21 protein-coding genes and 1 pseudogene are annotated in these 24,311 nt (G+C 71.9%); 11 read left to right on the top strand and 11 right to left on the bottom strand.

What is annotated here, in order from left to right; all coding sequences use genetic code 11:
* The gene (locus tag BKD26_RS36345) at positions 1-1,413 is read left to right on the top strand and encodes a GH1 family beta-glucosidase (RefSeq protein WP_084907138.1); all 1,413 of its coding nucleotides are present in this window, start codon (positions 1-3) and stop codon (positions 1,411-1,413) included.
* Here BKD26_RS36345 and BKD26_RS36340 read toward each other — a convergent pair.
* Positions 1,367-2,266, bottom strand: coding sequence for an oxygenase MpaB family protein (locus tag BKD26_RS36340; RefSeq protein ID WP_084907136.1), 900 nt, complete (start codon positions 2,264-2,266; stop codon positions 1,367-1,369). The two genes, BKD26_RS36345 and BKD26_RS36340, sit on opposite strands and share 47 nt — an antisense overlap.
* Positions 2,267-2,376: 110 nt before the next feature.
* Between BKD26_RS36340 and sph the strand changes: the two genes are divergently transcribed.
* Together sph and BKD26_RS36330 are read left to right on the top strand one after the other, a co-directional pair.
* The gene (gene sph, locus BKD26_RS36335; RefSeq protein ID WP_241519011.1) at positions 2,377-3,402 is read left to right on the top strand and encodes a sphingomyelin phosphodiesterase; all 1,026 of its coding nucleotides are present in this window, start codon (positions 2,377-2,379) and stop codon (positions 3,400-3,402) included.
* 78 nt (positions 3,403-3,480) lie between these two features.
* Positions 3,481-4,464: a cation diffusion facilitator family transporter gene (locus BKD26_RS36330; protein WP_084907132.1), complete on the top strand. Its 984-nt coding sequence runs from the start codon at positions 3,481-3,483 to the stop codon at positions 4,462-4,464.
* Here the strand turns inward: BKD26_RS36330 and BKD26_RS36325 are convergent.
* From BKD26_RS36325 to BKD26_RS36315, 3 genes are all read right to left on the bottom strand, one after another.
* A complete protein-coding gene (locus BKD26_RS36325; RefSeq protein ID WP_084907130.1) occupies positions 4,452-5,246 on the bottom strand; it encodes a GNAT family N-acetyltransferase in 795 nt (264 codons plus the stop codon). The two genes, BKD26_RS36330 and BKD26_RS36325, sit on opposite strands and share 13 nt — an antisense overlap.
* A 56-nt stretch (positions 5,247-5,302) precedes the next feature.
* The gene (locus tag BKD26_RS36320; RefSeq protein WP_084907128.1) at positions 5,303-5,782 is read right to left on the bottom strand and encodes a macro domain-containing protein; all 480 of its coding nucleotides are present in this window, start codon (positions 5,780-5,782) and stop codon (positions 5,303-5,305) included.
* 74 nt (positions 5,783-5,856) lie between these two features.
* A complete protein-coding gene (locus BKD26_RS36315; protein ID WP_084907127.1) occupies positions 5,857-7,092 on the bottom strand; it encodes a hypothetical protein in 1,236 nt (411 codons plus the stop codon).
* 483 nt (positions 7,093-7,575) lie between these two features.
* Between BKD26_RS36315 and BKD26_RS36310 the strand changes: the two genes are divergently transcribed.
* Complete coding sequence (locus tag BKD26_RS36310; protein WP_084907125.1) at positions 7,576-8,337, top strand: MerR family transcriptional regulator; 762 nt, start codon at positions 7,576-7,578, stop codon at positions 8,335-8,337.
* Positions 8,338-8,382: 45 nt separating this feature from the next.
* Entirely contained in the window at positions 8,383-9,024 is a 642-nt protein-coding gene (locus BKD26_RS36305; protein WP_206603752.1) for a gamma carbonic anhydrase family protein, read from the top strand.
* Here the strand turns inward: BKD26_RS36305 and BKD26_RS36300 are convergent.
* Genes BKD26_RS36300 through BKD26_RS36285 form a run of 4 tightly spaced genes read right to left on the bottom strand, consistent with a single transcriptional unit; the run spans position 9,014 to position 14,746 of the window.
* A complete protein-coding gene (locus tag BKD26_RS36300) occupies positions 9,014-11,185 on the bottom strand; it encodes a 3-hydroxyacyl-CoA dehydrogenase NAD-binding domain-containing protein (protein ID WP_084907123.1) in 2,172 nt (723 codons plus the stop codon). The genes BKD26_RS36305 and BKD26_RS36300 overlap by 11 nt on opposite strands.
* 41 nt (positions 11,186-11,226) lie before the next feature.
* Positions 11,227-12,441 carry an acetyl-CoA C-acetyltransferase gene (locus tag BKD26_RS36295; RefSeq protein WP_084907121.1) on the bottom strand — a complete coding sequence of 405 codons (1,215 nt, stop codon included), beginning with the start codon at positions 12,439-12,441 and terminating at the stop codon, positions 11,227-11,229.
* Positions 12,442-12,464: 23 nt separating this feature from the next.
* Entirely contained in the window at positions 12,465-13,607 is a 1,143-nt protein-coding gene (locus tag BKD26_RS36290) for an acyl-CoA dehydrogenase family protein (RefSeq protein ID WP_084907119.1), read from the bottom strand.
* Positions 13,604-14,746: a CaiB/BaiF CoA-transferase family protein gene (locus BKD26_RS36285; protein WP_179166836.1), complete on the bottom strand. Its 1,143-nt coding sequence runs from the start codon at positions 14,744-14,746 to the stop codon at positions 13,604-13,606. Before BKD26_RS36285 ends, BKD26_RS36290 begins: the two co-directional genes overlap by 4 nt.
* Positions 14,747-14,916: 170 nt before the next feature.
* Between BKD26_RS36285 and BKD26_RS36280 the strand changes: the two genes are divergently transcribed.
* Positions 14,917-16,107, top strand: coding sequence for a saccharopine dehydrogenase NADP-binding domain-containing protein (locus BKD26_RS36280; RefSeq protein ID WP_084907115.1), 1,191 nt, complete (start codon positions 14,917-14,919; stop codon positions 16,105-16,107).
* A gap of 14 nt (positions 16,108-16,121) precedes the next feature.
* Here the strand turns inward: BKD26_RS36280 and BKD26_RS36275 are convergent.
* Positions 16,122-16,408: pseudogene (locus BKD26_RS36275) on the bottom strand (VOC family protein).
* A 68-nt stretch (positions 16,409-16,476) separates the two neighbouring features.
* Positions 16,477-17,166 carry an endonuclease V gene (locus BKD26_RS36270; protein WP_084907113.1) on the bottom strand — a complete coding sequence of 230 codons (690 nt, stop codon included), beginning with the start codon at positions 17,164-17,166 and terminating at the stop codon, positions 16,477-16,479.
* Between the two features lie 81 nt (positions 17,167-17,247).
* Between BKD26_RS36270 and BKD26_RS36265 the strand changes: the two genes are divergently transcribed.
* Positions 17,248-17,547 carry a YciI family protein gene (locus BKD26_RS36265; RefSeq protein WP_084907111.1) on the top strand — a complete coding sequence of 100 codons (300 nt, stop codon included), beginning with the start codon at positions 17,248-17,250 and terminating at the stop codon, positions 17,545-17,547.
* Here the strand turns inward: BKD26_RS36265 and BKD26_RS36260 are convergent.
* On the bottom strand, positions 17,544-18,635 hold the full coding sequence (locus BKD26_RS36260; RefSeq protein WP_179166835.1) for an oxidoreductase: 1,092 nt from the start codon (positions 18,633-18,635) through the stop codon (positions 17,544-17,546). The genes BKD26_RS36265 and BKD26_RS36260 overlap by 4 nt on opposite strands.
* Positions 18,636-18,786: 151 nt before the next feature.
* On the opposite strand from BKD26_RS36260, the gene BKD26_RS36255 reads away from it, so the two are divergent.
* From BKD26_RS36255 to ddaH, 4 genes are all read left to right on the top strand, one after another.
* A complete protein-coding gene (locus BKD26_RS36255) occupies positions 18,787-19,203 on the top strand; it encodes an SsgA family sporulation/cell division regulator (protein ID WP_084907109.1) in 417 nt (138 codons plus the stop codon).
* A 239-nt stretch (positions 19,204-19,442) separates the two neighbouring features.
* Entirely contained in the window at positions 19,443-21,077 is a 1,635-nt protein-coding gene (locus BKD26_RS36250; RefSeq protein WP_084907107.1) for an ATP-binding cassette domain-containing protein, read from the top strand.
* Between the two features lie 55 nt (positions 21,078-21,132).
* Complete coding sequence (locus BKD26_RS36245) at positions 21,133-23,406, top strand: excinuclease ABC subunit UvrA (RefSeq protein WP_084907105.1); 2,274 nt, start codon at positions 21,133-21,135, stop codon at positions 23,404-23,406.
* Between the two features lie 54 nt (positions 23,407-23,460).
* Positions 23,461-24,237: a dimethylargininase gene (ddaH, locus tag BKD26_RS36240; protein WP_084907103.1), complete on the top strand. Its 777-nt coding sequence runs from the start codon at positions 23,461-23,463 to the stop codon at positions 24,235-24,237.
* Positions 24,238-24,311 lie beyond the last annotated feature (74 nt).

The raw sequence follows: 24,311 nt of genomic DNA, 5'->3' as shown, positions 1-24,311 counted from the left end.
ATGACCGAGCTCACGTTCCCGGCCGGTTTCCGCTGGGGCACGGCCACGGCCGCGTACCAGATCGAGGGTGCCGCCGACGAGGACGGCCGGGCGCCGTCCATCTGGGACACCTTCAGCCGTACGCCGGGCGCGGTCCGCAACGGCGACACCGGTGACATCGCCGCCGACCACTACCACCGGATGGCCGAGGACGTCGCCCTGATGAAGGACCTGGGCGTGACGGACTACCGGTTCTCGGTGGCGTGGCCGCGTGTGCAGCCGACCGGGCGGGGTCCGGCCAACCAGAAGGGATTGGATTTCTATCACCGCCTTGTCGACGAGTTGCTGAGCGCGGGTATCAGGCCGGTCGTCACCCTCTACCACTGGGACCTGCCGCAGGAGCTGGAGACTGTGGACATCAGCGGCTCCGCCGCGGGGGGCGGCTGGCCGTACCGGGAGACGGCCGAGCGGTTCGCCGAGTACGCCGGGCTGGTGGCGGACGCGCTGGGCGACCGGGTCGCCACGTGGACGACGCTCAACGAGCCGTGGTGCGCGGCGTTCCTGGGGTACGCCTCGGGGGTGCACGCCCCGGGCCGTACCGACGCCGCCGCGTCCCTGCGCGCCGCGCACCACCTGAACCTGGCGCACGGGCGGGCCGTTCAGGTGCTCCGTGACGCCCTCCCGTCGTCGGCGGAGGTGTCGCTGACGCTCAACCTCCATGCGGTGCGGGCCCTTTCCGGCAGCGGGGCGGACCGTGATGCCGCGCGGCGCGTCGACGCGCTGGGCAACCGGCTCTTCCTGGACCCGGTCTTCCACGGGCGTCTCCCGGCGGACCTGGTGGAGGACACGGCGGCGCTGACGGACTGGTCGTTCGTCCGGAACGGGGACCTGGACGTGATCGCGACGCCGGTCGACTCGCTGGGCATCAACTACTACTCCCCCACGGTCGTCGCGGCCGGTACGTCCGCGTTCCCGTCGCCATGGCCGGGCGCCGAGCCGCATGTCCGTTTCGTACCGGCGCCGGGCCCGCGTACCGCGATGGACTGGCCGGTGGACGCGGAGGGGTTGTACGAGCTGCTGACGCGGCTGCGGGACGAGCTGCCCGGCGTACCGCTGATGGTGACGGAGAACGGCGCGGCGTACGACGACTACGCCGACCCGTCGGGTGACGTCCACGACCCGGAGCGGGTCGCCTACCTGCACGCCCACCTGGCGGCGGTGCACCGGGCGCTCGCGGACGGGGTGGACGTACGGGGGTACTTCCTGTGGTCGCTGCTGGACAACTTCGAGTGGGCGTACGGCTACGGCAAGCGGTTCGGCATCGTGCACGTGGACTTCGCGTCGCAGCGCCGTACGCCCAAGGACAGCGCGCGGTGGTACGCGGACGTCATCGCGCGGGGTGGGCTGCGCGGCCTGCGCGCGCTTCGGGGCTGAGCCGGTACCGCCGGCGGGCCTCCCGCGCGAGCGGAAGGTAGCGCAGCCGCTCGGGCAGTACGGGTACCACGGCCCGGACGACCCGCCCGAAGCGGCGCAGCGCCCGCTCCTGCTCGTCGGTCCACTCCAGGCCGATGGCCTCCCGGGCGTCCGGTGGCATCAGTCCGATGGTGACGAAGCGGCGGAAGCGGGCGAGCGGCGGGAGCAGCACCGGCCACAGGAGGCGGAGGAGGAGCCGCAGCGGCAGCGGGCCCTTGTCGGGCGGCGGGACGGGGCTGTTGGTGGCGACGAGTTCGCGTACGACGACGGTGGCCTCGATCTCGTCGGCGAGGATCTTGCGGTAGTAGGGCCAGAACTCCTCGATGGTCCGGGGCATGTCGCGGTCGTGGATGCCGAGGACGCGCCCGACCTGGAGCCACTCGGCGTACAGCTTGCGTTCCTGGGCCTCGGTCATGGGCCGGATCAGGTAGCGGGCGGCGTGCTGGTAGACGGGGAAGCCGGTGGCGTGGACCCAGGCGTAGTTCGCGGGGGTGAGGGCGTGGTAGCGGCGCCCTCGGGTGTCGGTGCCCTGGATGGTGGCGTGGAGCTTGCGGAGCCGGCGCCCTTCCTCGGCGGCGTCCTCTCCTCCGTACACCCACAGCTGGAGCGAGCGCAGGGAGCGCTCTCCGCGGCCCCAGGGGTCGGTGCGGAAGACGGAGTGCTCGTCGACGCCGGCGCCGACGGCGGGGTGGGCGACCTGGAGGGTGAGTGCGGCGGGCAGCATGAGCAGGCCCCGGATGTCGCCCGCGAGGCTCCAGAGCACTCCGCCGGGCGGGGGCGGTGCGGGGGCGTACGCGGCGGAGGAAGTGCTCATGGTCCCAGTATCCGCCGCGGATGAGTTGGTGTGGTGGACCGGGGTCCGCAAGATTCCCGGCACACGATGGCTACCGGAAAGTAACCGTGGCTGATTTGATGTGCGGCGCGATGTCCAACCCCCCACTTCCGTCTGGAGTTTCCGTGCCGCGATCTGTGAAGCGCGCCGCGCTGTCCGCCGCCCTTTCGACCGTGCTCGCCGCCGCCGCGGTGGCCGCGACGGCCCCGTCCGCTTCGGCCGCCTCCGCCGAGGCCGGGACGCCGGCGCTCAAGGTGCTGTCGTACAACGCGTTCCTTTTCAGCAAGGCGCTGTACCCGAACTGGGGACAGGACCACCGGGCGAAGGAGATACCGGCGGCGCCGTTCTTCCGTGGCCAGGACGTGGTGGTGCTCCAGGAGGCGTTCGACAACTCCTCCTCGGAGGCTCTGATGCGCAACGCCGCCGCCCAGTACCCGTACCAGACGCCGGTGATGGGCCGTGGCAAGGACGGCTGGGACGCCACGAGCGGCGCGTACTCGGCCACGACGCCGGAGGACGGCGGTGTCACGGTGCTCAGCAAGTGGCCGATCGTCCGCAAGGAGCAGTACGTCTACAAGGACGCCTGCGGCGCCGACTGGTACTCCAACAAGGGCTTCGTGTACGCCGTGCTGAACGTGAACGGCTCGCGCGTGCACGTCGTCGGCACGCACGCCCAGTCGACCGACCCGGGGTGCTCGGCGGGTGAGGCGGCGCAGATGCGCAGCCGGCAGTTCAAGGCGATGGACGCCTTCCTGGACGCGAGGAACATCCCGTCGTCCGAGCAGGTGCTGGTGGCGGGCGACTTCAATGTGGACTCGCACAGCGGCGAGTACGCCACGATGCTCGCCGACGCGGGCCTCGCGGGGGCGGACGCGCGCACGGGCCATCCGTACTCCTTCGACACCGAGGAGAACTCGATCGCCGCCGAGCGCTACCCCGACGACCCGCGCGAGGATCTCGACTACGTCCTCCACCGCGCCGGCCACGCGAAGCCGGCCGGCTGGACCAACGAGGTGATCAAGGAGCAGAGCGCGCCCTGGACGGTCTCCAGCTGGGGCAGGCAGTACACGTACACGAATCTGTCGGACCACTACCCGGTCATCGCGTCCGGCAGGTAGGCGCAAGGCCTTCGCAGCTGGTCAGGGACCGCTTTTCGGCAGTGGCTGCAAGGCGGTCCGGCTGCCATGGTGGTGTCCATGACTGGTCATGGACACCACCATCATCACCATCACGGGGAGCGGATCGACGCCGCTTTGGAGGTGTCGGCGGCGGGGCTGCGGACGCTGTGGTTCTCGTTCGCGGTGCTGGCGGTCACGACGGCCGTCCAGGCGGTCATCGCCGCGCTGTCGGGCTCGGTCGCGCTGCTCGGCGACACCGTGCACAACGCCACGGACGCCCTGACGGCGCTGCCGCTCGCGCTCGCCTTCGTGCTGGGGCGACGGGCCGCCACCCGCCGCTACACCTATGGCTTCGGCCGGGCCGAGGACCTGGCGGGGGTGTTCGTGGTGCTGGTGATCGCCGCGTCGGCGGCCTTCGCCGGGTACGAGGCGGTGCGGCGGCTGCTGGACCCGCACGACGTGAGCCATCTGCCGGCCGTCGCGGCGGCCGGTCTGGTGGGCTTCGCGGGCAACGAGTGGGTGGCCAGGGCCCGTATCCGTACGGGCCGGGCGATCGGCTCCGCCGCGCTGGTCGCCGACGGGCTGCACGCCCGGACCGACGGGTTCACCTCGCTGGCGGTGCTGCTGGGCGCGGGCGGGGCGGCACTGGGGTGGCGGTGGGCGGACCCGCTGATCGGGCTGGCCATCACGGGCGCGATCCTGCTGGTACTGCGGGGCGCCGCGCGCGAGGTGTGGCACCGGCTGATGGACGCCGTGGATCCCGCGCTGGTGGACCGTGCCGAGCATGTGCTCTCCCATGTCGAGGGCGTACGGGGTGTGGGCGCCGTGCGGATGCGGTGGCTGGGCCACTCCCTGCGCGCGGAGACGTCCGTCGTGGTGGCCCCCTCGCTGACGGTCGTCCAGGCGCACGCGGTGGCGGTCGCGGCGGAGCACGCCCTGCTGCACCAACTGCCCCGGCTTGCGGCGGTCACCGTCCACGTCGACCACGCGCGTGTGGCCGACGCGGACCCGCACGCCACGCTGGCCCACCACTTCCCGGCGACGGCAGGTCAGGGCTCGTAGACGTACGGGGTCGTCGCGGACAGCCGGGTGAACCCGAGCCCGCTGAGGATGGGGCGGCTCTGGTCGGAGGCGTCGACCTGGAGGTAGCGGTAGCCGCGCTCGGCCGCGAGGCGGGCGCGGTGGGCGACCAGGGCGCGGTAGATGCCCCTGCCACGCCACTCGCGTACGGTGCCGCCGCCCCACAGGCCGGCGAAGGCGGTGCCGGGCGGCAGCTCCAGGCGCGCCGAGCTCACCGGCCGGTCGCCGGCCATGGCGACAACGGCGGCCACGGTGCCCGGCCGCGCGGCCAGCTGGTCGAGCAACCGGCGCCGGAGGCCCGCGCCGTCCGTGTCGAACGCCCGCTCGTGGACCTCGGTCACCAGCTCCACCCCGGCCTCGTCCGTGACCGCCCGCACCTCGATGCCCTCGGGTGGCTCGGTACCGATGACGGTGCCGTGGAGGCCGGCGATCTCGGCGGCCATCAGCGCCTCCTCCGGTTCCGGGCGGAAACCGGCCGCCTCCAGTCGGTCCGGAAGGTCTCCGGGCCGGTCGTGGGCGTACAGCTTCCACTCGAAGGCACGGCCGCACGAGGTGAAGTACGCGACCTGTCCGGCGATCACCCCCTCCACGCCCGCCGTGTCGAGCCGGTCGAGGCCCGACCACAGGACGCCGTTCCAGCCGTGCGCCGGTCCGACCTGCCGCACCACGTCCCCCACCCGCTCGACCCGCGACCCGGGCCCGTCGGGGCGGGCCTCACGCCGCATCTGCCGGTCGAACAGCCCCAGTACCGTGTGTCGATCCATGTGGGCAGCCCAGCAGCGCGGCACGAGAGACGGCAACCGGTTTCCCGGCGTCGCCCTCAGGCCCCGTGGTCGTACACCGTCACCGGTATCCCCCGCGCGACCAGCCGCCCCGCTATCAGCGGCTCCACCCGGGACCACTTCCCGCCCGCCAGCCCGCAGCCGATGCGCGGCATGTGGACGGAGGCGCCCAGCTCGGCGGCCCGGTCGGCGAGCGAGGCGAGGGCCGTGTCGATCGCCTCGTACCGCACGGGCACGCCTTTGCTGCCCGTACGTATCCCCCGCTGGCCCACCATGTTGGCCACCCATAGGTACGGCCCCACCTGGACGTACTGCACGGCGCCCAGCCCGAAGTCGTCCCCGGCGCGCTCCCGGTGCCGGCGCCGGTACGCCGCTTCGGGCTCCGGCCAGCGGCGGGAGAGGGCCGGCACGAATCCCTTGCCCCAGCCGCCCAGGTCGTTGCAGACATGCGCGATGATCTTGACGCCCCTGCCGCCCGGCGCGGTGGCGTCCCCCCGTACGTACGCGATCCCCGTCATGGGAACTACCGTACGGGCCACCTCTGACAGAGCGCCCCGTGCCGGTGCGGGACCTGCTCAGCACGGGGCGGTGCTCACGGGATACGGAACTCCTTCGCGTCCGGGTATGTCACGTGGGTACAGCCGCGCTGCTTCGTGATGTCGGCGACGTACGCGCGGAACAGGGCGGACAGCCTCTGAGAGCCGAGCACGCCGTCGTAGGTGTAGCTGGAGCTGAGGGTGTGCAGGGCGGGCTTGCCACCGCAGATCGAGGAGGCCCACCAAGCGCCACTTGCGTGCCCGGCCGTTCCCGTCTTGATGATCTTGTCCTCGCCGCCGATGACGTCGTATCCGACCGTGCGCGCCTCTGCGCCGAAGTAGGAGACGGTGCGCAGCCACCAGGGCGAGTGGGTGAGCGCACTGCGGGCGTAATCGTGCTCGTCGTCTTTCAAGCCGCCGGCGATACGGCGCACCTGGTCGGGGCTGACCGCCAGCAGGCAGCTCTCGATGGGGTTCGTGCGCCGGGCGGGTACTGCGAGGGCACGGTCGGGCAGCCGGCCTTGCCCCTGCGCCTTGATGTGGCGGGCAAACCAGTTGCACGAACCGTCCGCCGCCTGCGCAGGGCGAAGGGCTGACGGAACGGGAGTCAACCGGTGGTCGGGCAGGGCGGGCAGCTGCGTCTGGCAGCCGATCCGGTCGGTGAGCTCCTCGGCTGCCGAGCGCGCGATGCGGGCCAGGCGATCACGGTCCGCCGCGGAGACGTTCTCGTAGTCGGCGCGGGCGGTGACGTTCAGCAACTTGGGGGCCGTCGCGCTGCTGCCGGGGCCGCACTCGGCGCGGATGGTGGTGTACCAGTTCCCGTACCAGCCCAGGGTGCCATCACCCACGGGCCGCGATTCGGGGCGCCGATCGGCGACAGCGGTGACATCCGGCTCGTCGCTGCCGTCACTGTCGTCACCGCCGGAGAATGGCTCGAGCCTGACGTCATCACCGATCCAGTTCAACGGCTTGGAGCTGCCACTGCCCCGCACCACCAAGGTGAACAGGCTCGTGGTCTTGCCGGGGCCGGGCACCTTGTAGATGGCGCAGGACCCGAATGGCTCGCGCGGATCGAGCCTGAGCTCGTCGTCGCCGGCCGTTGCCCTGACCATCCCGCCCTGCAGGTCCATCACCTCCGCCCCGGACACCAGCCGATCGCACGCCGCACTGATGTCGCGCTCGCTGGAAGCGCGGTCCCGGATGTCATCGACCGTCAGCCAGCCCGCGTACAGGCTCAGTCCGATCCCGCCCCACGCCACCCACCGCCACAGTCCGATCCACCCCGCGCGCACCGCACACTCCCCTTGAGACCCGTCTGGCGCGATCGTTGCGCGCCAGGCAACGAGCGTAGATGTCCGGCCTCGGGCAAGTCGGCGGAGGGCAGGGTACTGTCCTGCAATGCCGCGACTTGCACTGAATGAATTGTTGCGTGTCAAGTCCAGCGGGTGACCGTCAACCGGGCGTGACCGAGCGCGGTCACGCGATGCTGCCCACAGCCTCACCGCCAGCCGTATGCCCCGCCTGGGTAGGCGGTGAGGGTACGCAGGTAGGGCCCCGGTCACGTGGCAAGGCGGAACGGCGCGCCGTGGACAGTGGTGCACAGGATGCGTTGGAGCCGTCGGTCCCGATCCGTGCCGCCGCGGCCCGCCGGTGCGGGACGCCACTCTCCAGGGCGAGGAGTTACCACTGACAATCATCCATGACTTTCACAGCAATGGTGAGACAGCAATACTGTTGTACTGGACCAGCGCACCAGCCGGAAGTGAGGCCCCCGCATGGCGACCGAGGTGACCGAGGCGACGGAGGCGACCGGGACGGAGGAGCAGCCGCCGACGCTGACCGTCGACGAGCTTGCCGCCCGGGCGGGCGTCACCGTGCGCACCATCCGGTTCTACAGCAGCCGTGGACTGCTTCCGCCGCCGGTCATCGGCCCGCGACGGGTGGGGCACTACGGGCCCGAGCACCTGTCCCGGCTCGCGCTCATCGAGGAGCTCCAGCACCAGGGCATGACGCTCGCCGCGATCGAACGGTACCTGGAGCAGCTCCCGCCGGACCTGAGCGCCCACGATCTGGCCATCCACCGGGCCCTGGTGGCGACCTGGGCGCCGGACGCGCCGGAGGAGTTGACCCGGGCGGAGCTGGAGCGGCGGGCCGGCAGGGCGCTCGGCGACGAGGACCTGGACCGGCTGGCCGCGATGGACGTCCTGGCCCGCACGGGGCAGGACGACACCTTCCGGGTGGACCCGGGCCTGTTGCGGCTGGGCGTGCGGCTGCTGGACGTGCCCATCGCGCACGAGACGATCCTGGCGGCGCGCACCATGCTGGTGGAGCACACCCGGTCGGCCGCGCACGAGCTGACGCGGCTGTTCCGGGACGAGGTGTGGGACCCGTACCGGGAGCGCGAGTCGGACCCGGAGCACCTGGCGGCGATGAAGTCGCTGTCCGCCCATATGCAGCCGCTGGTGGTGCAGGCGCTCGTCACCGCGTTCCAGCGGTCCCTGAAGGAGGAGCTGCGCGCCGCGTTCCGCGCGGAGTGAGGCGGAGTGAGGCGGAGTGAAGCCGAGGGTGGCACGATGCAGGCCATGGCCATGCTGTTCGAGCACCAGGGGCACGCGCCCACCGTCGACCCCACCGCCTATGTCGCGCCCAATGCCACGCTCTGTGGCGACGTGCGGGTCGGGCCGGGCTGCCGGGTCCTGTTCGGGGCGGTCCTGACGGCCGAGGGCGGGCCCGTCGAGCTGGGTGAGGGCTGCATCGTGATGGAGAACGCGGTGCTGCGCGGCACGCGCCAGGACCCGCTGCGGCTGGGCCGGCACGTGCTCGTCGGCCCGGGCGCGTACCTCGTCGGCTGTGAGGCGGCCGACGACGTGTTCTTCGCCACCGGTACGCGCGTGTTCAACGGTGCGCGTGTCGGGGCCCGCTGCCAGGTCCGTATCAACGGCGTCGTGCATCTGCGGACGGTCCTGGCCGAGGACACGACCGTACCGATCGGCTGGATCGCCGTGGGGGATCCCGGGCAGCTGTTCCCGCCGGACGACCATGGCGAGATCTGGGCGGTGCAGCGGGAGCTCGACTTCCCCGGGTACGTGTTCGGGCTCGCCCGCCCGGCCGCGGGCGAGTCACTCATGCCGGAGATCTCGCGCCGCTACGGGCGGGCGCTGGGCCGGCACCTGGACGACCGTCCGGTGGACCCGGACGGCCGCCCCGGCGGCGTCAGTCGCTGAACGTCCCGCCCCGTTCCGCCTTCTCCACCAGCAGCGCCGGCGGCTCGAACCGCTCCCCGTACCGTTCGGCCAGCTCCCGCGCACGCGCCACGAAGCCCGGCAGCCCGCCCTCGTAGCCGTTGATGTACTGGAGCACACCGCCGGTCCACGCGGGGAAGCCGATGCCCATGATGGAGCCGATGTTGGCGTCGGCGACCGAGGTGAGGACGCCCTCCTCCAGGCAGCGGACGGTGTCCAGCGCCTCGGAGAACAGCATCCGCTCCTTCATGTCGTCGAAGGGGACGGCGGCCTCGGGCTTCGAGAAGTGCTCGCGCAGGCCCGGCCACAGGCCCTGGCGCTTGCCCTCCTCGTCGTAGTCGTAGAAGCCCGCCCCGCCGCTGCGGCCGGTGCGGCCGAACTCGTCGACCATCCGGTCGATCACCGCGTCCGCCGGATGCTCCTGCCAGGTGCCGCCCGCCTCCTCGACGGCCCGCCGCGTCTCGTTGCGGATCTTGCGCGGGAGGGTGAGGGTCAGCTCGTCCATCAGGGACAGCACCTTCGCCGGGTAGCCGGCCTGCGCCGCCGCCTGCTCGATCGACGCGGGCTCCACGCCTTCGCCGACCAACGCCACGCCCTCGTTGATGAACTGGCCGATGACGCGGGAGGTGAAGAAACCGCGCGAGTCGTTGACGACGATCGGCGTCTTGTTGATCTGCCGTACGAGGTCGAAGGCGCGCGCGAGCGCCTCGTCACCGGTCCGCTCGCCCTTGATGATCTCGACGAGCGGCATCTTGTCGACCGGTGAGAAGAAGTGCAGGCCGATGAAGTCGGCCGGGCGCTCGACGCCCTCCGCGAGGAGCGTGATCGGGAGGGTGGAGGTGTTGGAGCAGAGCAGCGCGTCGGGCGCGACGATGTCCTGGATCTCCTGGAACACCTTGTGCTTGAGCGCCGTGTCCTCGAAGACGGCCTCGATGACGGCGTCGCAGCCGGCCAGATCGGCCGGGTCGGCGGTCGGCGTGATGCGTGCCAGCAGCGCGTCGCGCTTGGCCTCGGTCGTACGGCCCCGGGCCAGCGCCTTGTCGAGGAGCTTGACGGAGTACGCCTTGCCCTTCTCGGCCGCCTCGGCCGATACGTCCTTCAGGACGACGTCGATGCCCGCCTTGGCGCAGGAGTACGCGATGCCCGCGCCCATCATCCCCGCGCCGAGGACCGCGACCTTGCGGACCGTGCGGGGCTCGATGCCCTGGGGGCGGCTGGCGCCGGAGTTGACCGCCTGGAGGTCGAAGAAGAACGCCTGGATCATGTTCTTGGCGGTCTGGCCGGTGACCAGCTCGGTGAAGTACCGCGCCTCGATGGTCAGCGCGGTCTCGAAGTCGACCTGGGAGCCTTCGACGGCCGCCGCGAGGATGTTGCGGGGCGCCGGGTAGGGGGCGCCGCCCAGCTGCTTCTTCAGGTTGGCCGGGAAGGCCGGCAGGTTGGCCGCGAACTTGGGGTGCGCCGGGGTGCCGCCGGGGATCTTGTAGCCGGGGACGTCCCAGGGCTGCTGCGACTCGGGGTGCGCGTCGATGAACGCCCTCGCCTTGGCGAGCATCTCCTCCTCGGTGGCGGCCACTTCATGGACCAGGCCGTTCTCCAGGGCCCGCTGAGGCGGGTACTGGGTGCCCTGGAGGAGCACCTTCAGCAGGGCGTCGGCGATGCCCATGAGGCGTACGGTACGGGTGACGCCGCCGCCTCCGGGGAGGAGGCCGAGGGTGACCTCGGGCAGGCCGATCTTGGAGCCGGGCGCGTCGAGGGCGATCCGGTGGTGGGAGGCGAGGGCGATCTCGTACCCGCCGCCGAGGGCGGCGCCGTTGATGGCGGCGACGACCGGCTTGCCGAGGGTCTCGATGCGGCGCAGGGACCGCTTGATCTCCGTGGAGGCTTCGAAGACCTGCCGGGCGTCGGCGGGCCCGGCCTTCATCATGTCCTTGAGGTCGCCGCCCGCGAAGAAGGTCTTCTTGGCGGAGGTGTAGATGATGCCCCGGATGGAGTCCTTCTCGGCCTCGGCGCGGTCGGCGACGGCCGCGATCGATGCCTTGAAGGCCTGGTTCATGGTGTTGGCGGACTGGTCGGGGTCGTCGAGGACGAGGGTGACGACGCCGGTCTCGTCCTGTTCCCAGCGGATGGTGGTGGACTGGCTCATGGCTGTGGCTACTCCGTAAGGCCGTACGGGAAAGGACGGGGTCAGACGCGCTCGACGACGGTGGCGATGCCCATGCCTCCGCCGACGCAGAGCGTGGCGAGGCCGTAGCGCTTGTCCTGGCGCTCCAGTTCGTCGACGAGGGTGCCGAGGATCATCGCGCCGGTCGCGCCCAGCGGGTGTCCCATGGCGATGGCGCCGCCGTTGACGTTGACCTTGTCCAGGGACAGGCCCATGTCCTTGACGAAGCGCAGCACGACCGCCGCGAACGCCTCGTTGATCTCGACCAGGTCGATGTCGTCGATGGTCAGCCCGGCCTTGGCGAGAGCCTTCTTGGAGGCGGGCGCCGGGCCGGTGAGCATGATGGTGGGCTCGGAGCCGGAGACGGCCACGGAGGCGATCCGGGCGCGGGGCGTCAGCCCGTACCGCTCGCCGACCTCCTTGGTGCCGATGGCGACGAGGGCGGCGCCGTCGACGATGCCGGAGGAGTTGCCGGCGTGGTGGACGTGGTCGATCTTCTCGATCCAGTGGTACTTCTGCAGCGCCACGGCGTCGAAGCCGCCCATGTCGCCGATGGCCGCGAAGGAGGGCTTGAGGCCTGCGAGCGAGTCGGCGGTGGTGCCGGGCCGCATGTGCTCGTCGTGGTCGAGGACGACCAGGCCCGCGCGGTCCTTGACGGGGACGACGGACCGGTCGAAGCGGCCGTCCTTCCAGGCGGTGGCGGCCCGCTCCTGCGAGAGCGCGGCGTACTCGTCGACGTCGCGCCGCGAGTAGCCCTCGATGGTGGCGATCAGGTCGGCGCCGATGCCCTGGGGGGCGAAGTTGGTGTCCCAGTTGGTCATCGGGTCGGCGAACCAGGCGCCGCCGTCGGAGGCCATCGGCACCCGCGACATCGACTCGACGCCGCCGGCGAGGACCAGGTCCTCCCAGCCGGAGCGGACCTTCATCGCGGCCATGTTGACGGCTTCGAGGCCGGAGGCACAGAAGCGGTTCTCCTGTACGCCGGCGACGGTGTCGGGCAGGCCGGCGGCGATGGCGGCGATACGGGCGATGTCGGAGCCCTGGTCGCCGACGGGGCCGACGACGCCGAGGACGATGTCGTCGATCGCGGCGGGGTCGAGGCCGGGGAATCGGCCGCGCAGTTCGTGGATGAGGCCGACCACCAGGTCGATCGGCTTGGTGCCGTGCAGGGCGCCATTGGCCTTCCCGCGCCCGCGCGGGGTGCGGATCGCGTCGTACACGTACGCTTCGGTGCTCACTGGGCAAGCCTTTCAGGGAGGGGTCAGCCGAGCAGGGAACGGCCGATGATTTCCTTCATGATTTCGGTCGTACCGCCGTAAATGGTCTGGATCCGGCCATCGGTGAAGGCCTTGGCGACCGGGTATTCGGCCATGTAGCCGTAGCCGCCGTGCAGCTGCAGGCAGCGGTCGGCGACCCGCTTCTGCAGTTCGGTGGCCCACCACTTGGCCATGGAGGCGTGAACGGCGTCGAGCTCCCCGTTGGTGTGGTCGACGATGCAGCGGTCGAGGAACGCGCGCGTGACGGCGCATTCGGTGGCCATCTCTGCGATCTCGAAGCGGATGTGCTGGAGCCTGGCGAGCGGCCGCCCGAACGCCTCGCGCTCCTTCACGTACGCCGTGGTGATCTCCAGCAGGTGCTCGGCGGCGGCGATGCCGGCGACCGCGATGCTCAGCCGCTCCTGCGCGAGGTTGGTCATCAGGTGGACGAACGCGCCGTTCAGGTCGCCGAGGAGGTTGTCCTTGGGGACGCGCACGTCGTGGAAGAACAGCTCGGCCGTGTCCTGGGACTTCTGGCCGATCTTGTCCAGGTTGCGGCCCCGTTCGAAGCCGTCCATGCCGCGCTCGACCACCAGGAGGGACAGGCCGTGCGCGCCGCCCTCGGGGGTGGTCCTGGCGACGACGATCACCAGGTCGGCGAGGATGCCGTTGGAGATGAAGGTCTTGGAGCCGTTGAGCAGCCAGTGGTCGCCCTTGTCCTCGGCGGTGGTGCGGATGCCCTGGAGGTCGGACCCGGCGCCGGGCTCGGTCATGGCGATCGCGGTGATGATCTCGCCGGTGCAGAAGCCGGGCAGCCAGCGCCGCTTCTGTTCGTCGGTGGAGAGCGAGGTGAGGTAGGGGCCGATGACGTCGTTGTGCAGGCCGATGGCGAGCCCCGGGGCGCCCGCTCGGGTGAACTCCTCGGCGAGGACGGTGCTGTAGCGGAAGTCGGTGGTGCCGCCGCCTCCGTACTCCTCGGGGACGGCGATGCCGAGCAGGCCCTGGCGGCCGGCCGCGAGCCAGGCGTCGCGGGGGACGATGCCGTCCTTCTCCCACTGCTCGTAGTGCGGGAGGACCTCCTTGGCGAGGAAGGTGCGGACGGTCTCGCGGAACGCGTCGTGCTCGGGCTGGAAGATCCGGCGCTTCACCTGGTCCCCCTGTCGTGGTCGGCGTGGATGCTCGGTACGTCCCAGTCCCGGGCGACGTCGTCGGTGTCGGCGCCCGGCTGGGCGGGCGGCCGGGTCAGCGAGCCGGGCGTCGCGGAGAAGCGGGGCGCGGGGGCGGGCTGGGTGATCCCGCCGTGGTCGGTGAAGGTGCCGCGCGCGGCGAGGTGCGGGTGGGCGGGCGCCTCACGCAGGGACAGGACGGGGGCGACGCAGGCGTCGGAGCCCTCGAAGACGGCCGTCCACTCGGCGCGGGTCTTCTCCTTGAAGCGCTCGGTGACGGCGGTGCGCAGCTCGCCCCAGCGGGCGAAGTCCTTGCGGAGGGGGGCCATGTCCCTGATGCCGAGCAGGCGGACGAACTCGTCGTAGAACTGATGCTCCAGCGCGCCCACCGCCATGTACTGGCCGTCGGCCGTCTCATAGGTGCCGTAGAAGGGGCAGCCGCCGTCCAGGAGGTTGGCGCCGCGCCGGTCCTGCCAGCCGCCGGCGGCCATCATGCCGTGGATCATCGTGGCGAGGTGGGCGGCTCCGTCGGTGATCGCCGCGTCGACGACCTGGCCGCTGCCGCCCTCCACGCGCGCGTGGTGCAGCGCGGCGAGGACGCCGACGACCAGGTAGAGCGAGCCTCCGGCGTAGTCGCCGACGAGATTGGCGGGCACGGTCGGCGGCTCACCCGCCTTGCCGATCATGGACAGGGTGCCGGTGATGGCGATGTACGCGATGTCGTGCCCGGCCCTCTGGGCGAGCGGGCCCTCCTGCCCCCAGCCGGTCATCCGCCCGTAGACCAGCTTCGGGTTGCGGGCCAGGCACTCCCCCGGCCCGACCCCGAGGCGTTCGGCCACGCCGGGACGGTATCCCTCGATGAGGATGTCGGCGCGCTCGACGAGGTCCAGGACGCGCTCGGGGCCGCCGTCCGCCTTGAGGTCGATGAGCACGGAGCGTTTGTTGCGGTTGGTGAGGTCGTACGCCGGATCGATCGCGAGTCCGGCGCCGCCGGGCCGGTCGACCCGTACGACGTCGGCGCCCAGGTCGCCCAGGAGCATGGCGGCGAACGGGCCGGGCCCGATGCCCGCCAGCTCGACCACGCGCACCCCGGCGAGCGGGCCGTTGCCTGTCGCTGCCATCAAACCCCCAGCACTGTGACACAACTGCTGTAACAGCAATGATGCTAAGAACGTGTTCCACTCCGCACAAGCCCTGTGGACAAGCGCTTGGAAAGGACACCCGGGTCATCGCTCCTCATCCCGCACGCTAGCCTCTGCCTCCGACAACGGCGCGGACGGCGGAGGGCTGGATGGACACACGGGACGGCACGGAACGGGCGTATGACGTCGTGCTCTTCGGGGCGACCGGATTCGTCGGGGAGCTGACCGCCCGGTACCTCGCCGCGCACGCGCCCGCGACCTGCCGGTGGGCGCTCGCCGGGCGCAGCCGGGCCAAACTGGAAGCGCTGCGCGACCGGCTGGCCGCCGAGCAGCCGCGCTGCGCCGAGCTGCCGCTGCTGACCGCCGACGCCGCCGACCCGGACTCGGTGCGCGCACTCGCCGAGTCGGCCCGCGTCGTCGCGACCACCGTCGGGCCGTACGTCTGGTACGGCGAGCCGCTGGTGGCCGCCTGCGCCGAGGCCGGTACGGACTATGTGGACCTGACCGGTGAGCCGGAGTTCGTGGACCTGATGTACGTACGCCATGACGCGCGGGCCCGCGAGACGGGGGCGCGGATCGTGCACGCCTGCGGCTTCGACTCGGTCCCGCACGACCTGGGCGTGTACTTCACGGTGTCGCAGCTCCCCGAGGGCGTGCCCCTGGCCGTGGACGGGTTCGTCCGCTCCAACGCCTTCTTCTCGGGCGGTACGTTCGCCTCCGCGCTCACCGCCATGGGGCGGGGCCGGCAGATGCTGCGGGCGGCCCGCGAGCGGCGGCTGCACGAGCCGCGGCTGGTGGGGCGACGGGCCCGGGCGCCGCTCGGGGCGCCGCGCTTCAGCCGGGAGACCGGGGCGTGGGCGCTGCCGCTGCCGACCCTGGACGCGGGGGTGGTGGCGCGTTCGGCGGCGGCCCTGCCCCGGTACGGGCCGGACTTCCGCTACCGCCACTACGCGGCCGTCAAGGCCCTGCCCATGGCCCTCGGCGGGACGGCCGCCATAGGCGCGCTGTTCGCGCTGGCGCAGCTGCCGCCCGCCAGGCGGTGGCTGATGGATCGTTACGAGGCGGGCCAGGGGCCGGACGAGGAGCGCCGCGAGCGCAGCTGGTTCACGGTGCGGTTCGTCGGCGAGGGCGGCGGGCGTCGGGTGTTCACGGAGGTGTCGGGCGGCGACCCGGGGTACGGCGAGACGGCGAAGATGCTCGCCGAGTCGGCCCTGTGCCTCGCCTTCGACGCGCTGCCGAGGACCGCCGGCCAGGTCACCACGGCGGTCGCGATGGGGGACGCGCTGCTGGAGCGGCTGAGCCGGGCAGGGATCCGCTTCCGGGTCGCCGACGCGCGCTGAGGCCGGCGGCGCACTCAGTGGCGTACGCGGCAGAAGGGGTGCCCCGCCGGGTCGGCGTGGACGTGCCGGCCACGGGCGGGGTCCCCGTCGTCCAGCGGTGCGGCCCCCAGGGCGAGGACGTCCGCTCCCGCCCGCGCGAGGTCGGGCACCCCGACGTCCAGGTGGAGCTGCTGGGGGCGGGCGGGTGGTAGGGGTCGGCCCGCTGGAAGGCCGGCACCTGTCCGTCGTCCAGGTGGAGGGTCGCCCAGTCCGCGTCGAGTGACCCGCGGGGGCCCGGGCGGCTGACCTCGCCGCCGAGCAGCTACTGGTAGAAGCGGGCCAGGGCCAGGACGTCGGGGCAGTCCGGGACCGTGCACTGGAGCCGGCCGATCACGCCGCCGCCTCCTTGAGGGCGCGCCGGCACAGGGCGTCCGCGCGGCGGGTGGTTTCCGGGATGCGGTAGCGGGGCGTCAGGTGCAGGGTGTGAGCGCAGGCGTTGTCGAGAGTGACACGGTGACCGACCGAGACGAAGACCGGCTTGACGGCCGCCTGGGTGCGCAGCGCCCGGCCGACTTCCTCACCGTCCGCGACCAGGGGGCTGGACGCTCCGCGCTCCGGGTCGGGCTGCTCGTAGGAGAAGGTGAACGGGTTCTTGGCGACGCCGATCACGGGCAGGCCGCTGAGGACGCCGAGGTGGCTGGCGAGGCCGAAGCGGCGCGGGTGGGCCTGGCCGTAGCCGTCGCACACCACCAGTCCCGGGCCGCCGCGGAGCGCGTCGAGCGCGGCCAGCACGGTCGGTATCTCGCGGAAGGCGAGGAGGCCGGGGACGTACGGGAAGGAGACCCGGCCGACGGCGGTGGCCTCCTCGACGACGGTGAGCGTACGGGCGTCCAGGACGACGGCCGCCGCGGCGACGAGGTCGCGCTCGTCGTCGTAGGCCACGTCGACGCCGGTGACCAGTCCGGTGCCGGGCGGCGGGCCCGGCTCGTCGAGGACGACGCGGCCGCGCAGTTCGTCCTGGACGGCCAGTGCCTCGGACTCGTCGGACGGCCAGTCGGCGGGCTTTTCGATGATCGTCATAGTGACGGTCACTTTATGTCCGCCGGGGGGCGCCGGGCTCGGTGACCGGGACTGTCAGTGGGGCCCGCTGGCCTCGCGAGCATGTTCGTACTGGAATTGACCTGCACCGGGCCCGTCGAGCGGGTGGACGAGCTCCTGGCGGATCATGTCGCCTGGCTCGACTCCCACTACGCGTCGGGGGTGTTCATCGCCTCGGGGCGCAAGAATCCGCGCGACGGCGGGGTCATCCTGGCCGTCGGGGCCGACCGCGCGCGCATGGAGGAGATCACGGCGACCGACCCTTTCGTCACCCAGGGCGTGTGCGCGTACCGCGTCACCGAGTTCATGGCGACCCGGACGGCGCCCGAGCTCGCCCCGTACCGACAGCAGCTCCCCGGCTAGGGCCGCGGTTCCAGGCGGGCGGCGCGTCCCTTCTCGCCCGAGGCCCAGCAGCCGAAGTCGGCGGCGCAGTCGACCGTGTCGTACGAGCCGGTGTCGACGGTCCGCCAGGTGTGCCCGCCGTCCGTCGTCAGGTCCGTTCCGGTGGGGCCGACGGCGAGGGCGGCCGACCGGCTGTGCGGCAGCCAGGTCACGCCCGAGCGGTAGGCGGGCGGCGGGGTGTGCGCCTGCCGCCAGGTGCGCCCGCCGTCCCGGCTGACGGCTCCCGCCCGGGGCGAGGGCTGCCCCGTCCGGTAGTCTCCGCCGACGGCGAGGCCGTGCGTACGGTCACGGAAGGCGAGGGCGAAGACCCCGCGCGCCGGGTCCCCGGCCGGGATCGTCGACTCGGCGACCGTCCAGTTCAGGCCGCAGTCGGCGGAGTGCAGTACGCGCGCGGTGGCACCGCCGCCGGTGGCCAGCCACACGTCCGTGGGGCCGGCGGCGACCAGGCACTGGCCGCTCGCCGCGAAGGCCGCCTCGCCCGGGAGCGCGGCGGGCATGCCGGTGTCGGGCAGCTCCCTCCAGGTGCGGCCGCCGTCACCGGTCGACAGGATGCGGTACTTCCCGTCGACCGGGTCGCTCATGGCGAGTCCGTGCCGGCTGTCGAAGAAGGTGACGCAGTCGTAGAACGCCCGGGGATCGGTGTTGCGGAACGATTCGGTCCAGCTCGCGCCGCCGTCGTCGGTGCGGAAGATCCGGGACGCCTCGCCCTCCCCGATCGCCAGCACCACCGCGCGGCGGCCGTCGAACGCCTCGATGTCGCGGAACTCCAGCTCGCCGGCGCCCGGCGGCGACACGTTCCGCCAGCTGCGGCCGCCGTCCGAGGTACGCAGCACCGTGCCCTTGGAGCCCGCCACCCAGGCGGTGGAGCGGCTGACGGCCGCCAGGCCCCGGAACCGTACCTCCGTGCCGGTGGGCTTCAGCTCCCAGACGGATCCCGCCGGTTCCGTCCGGTCCGGAGCCGCCTGGGCGGGGCCGGTCAGTGCGGCCGCCAGCGCCGCCCCGCACAGCCCCACCGACACCGCTCGTCTCGTCTTCCCCATGGACGTCATGGCGCGGGAACGTAGCCGACGCCGGATCGGCCGTCCAGGGCGCGTAAGTGACGCAGGTCACACCACCCGTCAATGCACGCGGCGACGGATTTCGTCGTCCTCCCTGGTGTAAGGGAGGCGTACGCCGCAGCCGCGTGTGAGGGAGCAGGCCTTGTCCACCGTCATCGAGCAGGCCGTACAGGCCCGCCTGGTCGCGTCCACGCCCCGTACGGAAACCGTCTCGGCGACACTGCGCTACGACCGCGAGGACCCCTTCGCCGTGCGGATGGCCTTTCCCGCGCGGGCCACCCTGGAGGGCGTCGAGGTGTCCTGGGAGTTCTCCCGGGAACTGCTGGTCACGGGGGTCGAGGAGCCGGCCGGGGTCGGCGACGTCCGCGTACGGCCCTTCGGCTACGACCGTACGGTCGTGGAGTTCCACGCCCCCGAGGGCGTCGCGATGGTGCACGTGCGCACCTCCGAGGTGCGCCGTTTCCTCAGGCGCGCCCAGCACTTGGTGCCGGCCGGCTGCGAGCACCAGTTCCTGGACCTCGACCAGGACCTGACCGAGCTGCTGCGCGACGCCTGCTGACCGCCGACCCACCGCGTCAGAACAATTGCGTTGCAGCCCGGAGCGAACCGGGCGTAACTTCCTTCCCGGCCCTTGTCGTCGCCGAATGGAGTAGGACGTTGCTCGTCTGAGGTCTCGAGACACCGTGTCGCACAGCCGCGTTCGGCGCTGTGCGCGCTGATGTGTGCGACCTCGGCCCCTGAGCCGTCCTGGTGTCTCACCCGTTGCCCTTTCTCTTCTCACGCAACCGGGAGACCCGTATGTCTGCCTTCCCCACCTCCATCACCTGCACCGATCTGTCCTTCTCCTGGCCGGACGGCACGGAAGTCCTGGACGGCTTCCAGCTCGCGGTCGGTCCCGGCAGGACCGGCCTGGTCGGCCTCAACGGCTCCGGGAAGTCGACCCTGCTGAAGCTGTTGGCGGGTGAACTCACCCCCACCGACGGCACGGTCCGCACCGCGGGCGAGATCGGCTACCTGCCGCAGAACGCCACGCTCGACACCGCACTGCGCGTCGACCAGGCGCTCGGGATCGCCGCCACCCGTGCCGCGCTGCACGCCATCGAGGGCGGTGACGCGAGCGAGGAGCACTTCACGGCCATCGGTGACGACTGGGACGTGGAGGAGCGGGCGCGCGCCACGCTCGACCAGCTCGGCCTCGGGCACATCGGCCTGGACCGCACCATCGGGGAGGTGTCGGGAGGCGAGTGCGTCCTGCTGCGCCTCGCGGCCCTGCTGCTGGCCCGGCCGGACGTGCTGCTGCTCGACGAACCGACGAACAACCTGGACCTGTACGCCCGCCGCCGCCTGTACGCGGCCGTGGAAGCCTGGTCCGGCGTCCTCGTCGTGGTCAGCCACGACCGCGAACTGCTGGAGCGGGTCGACCAGATCGCCGATCTCCGCGACGGGGAGGTGACCTGGTACGGCGGCGCCTACTCCGCGTACGAGGAGGCGCTCGCCGCCGAACAGGAGGCGGCCGAGCGCATGGTGCGGGTCGCCGAGGCCGACGTACAGCGCCAGAAGCGGGAACTGGCGGACGCCCAGGTGAAGTTGTCGCGACGCAAGCGGTACGGGCAGAAGATGTACGACACCAAGCGCGAGCCGCGCGCCGTGATGAAGCTGCGCATGCGGGCGGCCCAGGAGTCGGCCGGAAAGCACCGCGTCATGCACGCCCAGAAGCTCGCCGAGGCCAAGGAGCGGCTGGACGAGGCGGTGGAGGCGGTACGGGACGACGACGAGATCCGTATCGAGCTGCCGTACACCACCGTCCCACCGGGGCGGGGCGTGCTGCTGCTCCGCGACCTGGAACTGCGGTACGGGGCGCGGGTCGGCGGCGAGTGGGAGCTGCGCGGCCCGGAGCGGATCGCGCTCGTCGGGCGCAACGGCGCCGGCAAGACGACGCTGCTGCGCACGGTCGCCGGTGAACTGGAGCCGGTGTCGGGCGAGGTGGTGGCGCACGTCCCGCTGCGCTTCCTGCCGCAGCGGCTGGACATCCTCGACGACGACCTGAGCGTGGTGGAGAACGTCGCCCGGTTCGCCCCCGAGGCGACCAACAACCGGATCCGGGCGCGGCTGGCCCGTTTCCTGTTCCGGGGCGCGCGGGCCGAACAGCCGGCCGGGACGCTGTCGGGCGGCGAGCGGTTCCGGGCGGCGCTGGCGGCGCTCCTGCTGGCCGAGCCGGCACCGCAGCTGCTGATGCTGGACGAGCCGACGAACAACCTGGACATGGCCGGCGTACGGAAGCTCGCGGCGGCGCTGGACGTGTACGAGGGGGCACTGATCGTCGCGAGCCACGACGTGCCGTTCCTGGAGTCGATCGGGATTACGCGCTGGCTGCTGCTGGAGGACGGCGAGCTGCGTCCGACGACGGCGGAGGAGGTGCTGTCGAACCGGTGACGACCTGGCGAATACCCGACAGGAGGTGTCGGGTATTCGCCATAGCGTCCCCCGTATGGCTTCACACATCGTCATCGCGGGCGCCCGCGAGAACAACCTCCGGGACATCTCCCTCACCCTGCCCAAGAACCGCATCACCGTCTTCACCGGCGTGTCCGGCTCCGGCAAGTCGTCGGTCGTCTTCGACACGATCGCCGTCGAGTCGCAGCGGCAGCTGAACGAGACCTTCACCTGGTTCATCAGGAACCGGCTGCCGAAGTACGAACGGCCGCACGTCGACGCGATCGACGACCTGTCGGTGGCGATCGTCGTCGACCAGAAACCCATCGGCGGCAACGTCCGCTCGACGGTCGGCACGATGACGGACATCTTCTCGGTGATCCGGGTGCTGTTCTCCCGGTACGGCACTCCGAGCGCGGGCCCCGCGACCGCGTACTCCTTCAACGACCCGTCCGGGATGTGCCCGGTGTGCGACGGGGTGGGGCGGACGGTCCGGCTCGACCTGGACAAGGCCGTCGACTGGTCGAAGTCCCTCAACGGCGGCGCGCTGCGGCTGCCGGGCACGTCCGTCGGCAGCTGGCAGTGGAAGCTGTACGCCGACTCGGGCCTCTTCGACCCGGACAAGCCGCTCGCCGACTACACGGCGGAGGAGCGCCGGGCGCTGCTGTACGGGACGGGCGGGGGCTCGGACCTGAAGGTGCGGCTGGTGATGAAGTCCGGTGCGGCGGACGTGCGGTTCGAGGGGCTGGTGGACCGGTTCGACCGGCTGTACCTGAAGCGTGACACGGCCGGGTTGTCCGACGCGTACAAGGAGACCGTGCAGAGCGTCACCACACAGGGGGTGTGCGAGGCGTGCGGCGGGGCGCGGCTGAACGAGGCGGCGCTCGCGACCCGTATCGACGGGCTGAACATCGCCGACTGCACGCGGATGGAGGTGGCCGACCTGGTCGAGGTCCTGGCGGGGATCGACGACCCGGTCGCCACGCCGATCGCGGCGGCCGCGCGTGAGCGGCTGGAACGGCTGGTGGGGATCGGGCTGGGCTATCTGAGCCTGGACCGGGAGACCACGACCCTGTCGGGCGGCGAGGGCCAGCGGCTGAAGATGGTGCGGCACCTGGGCAGTTCGCTGACGGGGCTCACCTTCGTCTTCGACGAGCCGAGCGTGGGGCTGCACCCGCGCGATGTCGGGCGGCTCAACGACCTGCTGCGGCGGCTGCGGGACAAGGGCAACACGGTCCTGGTGGTGGAGCACGACCCGGACGTGATGGCGATCGCGGACCACATCGTCGACATGGGGCCGCGCGCCGGCACGGACGGCGGAGAGGTGGTGTACGCGGGGCCGTTCGCCGGGCTGCGGGAGGCGGACACGCTCACCGGACGGTGTTTGCGCCGGCGTACGCCGTTGAAGGAGACGTTCCGCTCGCCCACCGGGTGGCTGCCGGTGACCGGGGCGGACCTGCACAATCTGAAGGGCATCGACGTCCGCTTCCCGGCCGGGGTGCTGACGGCCGTGACGGGAGTGGCCGGGTCGGGCAAGTCGACGCTCGTGTCTGAGGTGTTCACGTCCGCGTACCCGGAGGCGGTCGTCATCGACCAGGGCGCGATCACGGCGTCGTCGCGGTCGACCCCGGCGTCGTACCTGGGGATCATGGACACCGTACGGAAGGTCTTCGGGAGGGAGAACGGCGTCCCGGCCTCCCTCTTCAGCTTCAACTCGGCGGGGGCGTGCGGCACCTGCGCGGGACGGGGTGTCATCCACACCGACCTGGCCTTCATGGACCCGGTCACGACGACCTGCGAGGCGTGCGAGGGGCGGCGGTTCCACGACGACGTGCTGGAGCACCGGGTACGGGGCAGGTCCATCGTCGACGTACTGGAGATGACGGCGGCGGACGCGATCGCCTTCTTCGACGACCGGGCGCTGCAGCGCAAACTGCGCACGCTCAACGACGTCGGGCTCACCTACCTCACGCTCGGGCAGCCGCTCAGCTCGCTTTCGGGTGGCGAACGGCAACGGATCAAGCTGGCGACTCAGCTGCACCGCACGGGCAGTGTGTACGTGCTGGACGAGCCGACGACCGGGCTGCACATGGCCGATGTGGGCACGCTCGTCGCGCTGCTGGACCGGCTGGTCGACGCCGGCAACACGGTGGTGTGCGTGGAGCACAACATGGATGTGGTCAAGCGGGCGGACTGGGTGATCGACCTGGGCCCGGACGGCGGCAAGCACGGCGGTGAGCTGGTCTTCGAAGGGACGCCCGCCCGGCTGCTGGAGCACCGGAAGTCGTTCACGGCGGAGTACCTGCGGCGGGACCTGGACGTCGAGTAGTCCGCCGCCGACGGGGTAGGGGTGGGCGGACCACCGACTTCTGGAGGCCTGCCCGTGCCCAGCAGAAAAGCCCTGGTCCGCCGACCGAGCCCGCGCCTCGCCGAGGGCCTGGTCACTCATGTCGAGCGCACAGCCGTCGACCCCGCCCTGGCCACCGCCCAGTGGGAGCGGTACGTCGGCGCCCTCCGCGCGCACGGGTGGCAGACCGTGGAGGTGGAGCCGGCCGACGACTGCCCGGACGGGGTCTTCGTCGAGGACACGGTGGTGATGTTCCGCAATGTGGCGCTGATCTCCCGGCCGGGCGCGGAGTCGCGGCGGCCGGAGACCGCGGCCGTCGAGGAGGCGGTGGCCCGGCTGGGCTGCTCGGTGAACCGGGTGCGGGAGCCGGGCACGCTCGACGGGGGCGATGTGCTCAAGATCGGCGACACCGTGTACGTGGGGCGGGGCGGGAGGACCAATGCGGCGGGCGTGGCGCAGCTGCGGGCGGCGTTCGAGCCGCTGGGCGCCCGCGTGGTCGCCGTACCGATGAGCAGGGTGCTGCACCTGAAGTCGGCGGTCACGGCGCTGCCGGACGGCACGGTCGTGGGGTACGAGCCGCTGGTGGAGACGCCTTCCGTCTTCCCGCGCTTCCTGCCGGTGCCGGAGGAGGCGGGCGCGCATGTGGTGCTGCTGGGCGGTGGGAAGCTGCTGATGGCGGCGAGCGCCCCGAAGTCGGCGGAGCTGTTCGCGGATCTCGGGTACGAGCCGGTCGTCGTCGACATCGGCGAGTTCGAAAAGCTCGAAGGGTGCGTGACATGTCTCTCCGTACGCGTCCGTGACCTCTACGCATAACGGAACGTAAGCGTCCATCCGCGAACCCGGGCTTGGCTGGGGCTTACGGGCCCCTTAACCTACGGTCTCGTAAC

This window comes from Streptomyces sp. CB03238 (assembly GCF_002099185.1).
GTDB lineage: Bacteria > Actinomycetota > Actinomycetes > Streptomycetales > Streptomycetaceae > Streptomyces.
Note: the sequence above shows the minus strand (reverse complement) of the source record. Positions and strands in the feature narration are given on the sequence as shown.

Coding starts and splice junctions, on each gene's coding strand:
- BKD26_RS36345 (WP_084907138.1), top strand. CDS start 1: ATGACCGAGCTCACGTTCCCGGCCGGTTTCCGCTGGGGCACGGCCACG.
- BKD26_RS36340 (WP_084907136.1), bottom strand. CDS start 2,266: ATGAGCACTTCCTCCGCCGCGTACGCCCCCGCACCGCCCCCGCCCGGC.
- sph (WP_241519011.1), top strand. CDS start 2,377: ATGTCCAACCCCCCACTTCCGTCTGGAGTTTCCGTGCCGCGATCTGTG.
- BKD26_RS36330 (WP_084907132.1), top strand. CDS start 3,481: ATGACTGGTCATGGACACCACCATCATCACCATCACGGGGAGCGGATC.
- BKD26_RS36325 (WP_084907130.1), bottom strand. CDS start 5,246: ATGGATCGACACACGGTACTGGGGCTGTTCGACCGGCAGATGCGGCGT.
- BKD26_RS36320 (WP_084907128.1), bottom strand. CDS start 5,782: ATGACGGGGATCGCGTACGTACGGGGGGACGCCACCGCGCCGGGCGGC.
- BKD26_RS36310 (WP_084907125.1), top strand. CDS start 7,576: ATGGCGACCGAGGTGACCGAGGCGACGGAGGCGACCGGGACGGAGGAG.
- BKD26_RS36305 (WP_206603752.1), top strand. CDS start 8,383: ATGGCCATGCTGTTCGAGCACCAGGGGCACGCGCCCACCGTCGACCCC.
- BKD26_RS36300 (WP_084907123.1), bottom strand. CDS start 11,185: ATGAGCCAGTCCACCACCATCCGCTGGGAACAGGACGAGACCGGCGTC.
- BKD26_RS36285 (WP_179166836.1), bottom strand. CDS start 14,746: ATGGCAGCGACAGGCAACGGCCCGCTCGCCGGGGTGCGCGTGGTCGAG.
- BKD26_RS36280 (WP_084907115.1), top strand. CDS start 14,917: ATGGACACACGGGACGGCACGGAACGGGCGTATGACGTCGTGCTCTTC.
- BKD26_RS36270 (WP_084907113.1), bottom strand. CDS start 17,166: ATGACGATCATCGAAAAGCCCGCCGACTGGCCGTCCGACGAGTCCGAG.
- BKD26_RS36265 (WP_084907111.1), top strand. CDS start 17,248: ATGTTCGTACTGGAATTGACCTGCACCGGGCCCGTCGAGCGGGTGGAC.
- BKD26_RS36260 (WP_179166835.1), bottom strand. CDS start 18,635: ATGACGTCCATGGGGAAGACGAGACGAGCGGTGTCGGTGGGGCTGTGC.
- BKD26_RS36250 (WP_084907107.1), top strand. CDS start 19,443: ATGTCTGCCTTCCCCACCTCCATCACCTGCACCGATCTGTCCTTCTCC.
- BKD26_RS36245 (WP_084907105.1), top strand. CDS start 21,133: ATGGCTTCACACATCGTCATCGCGGGCGCCCGCGAGAACAACCTCCGG.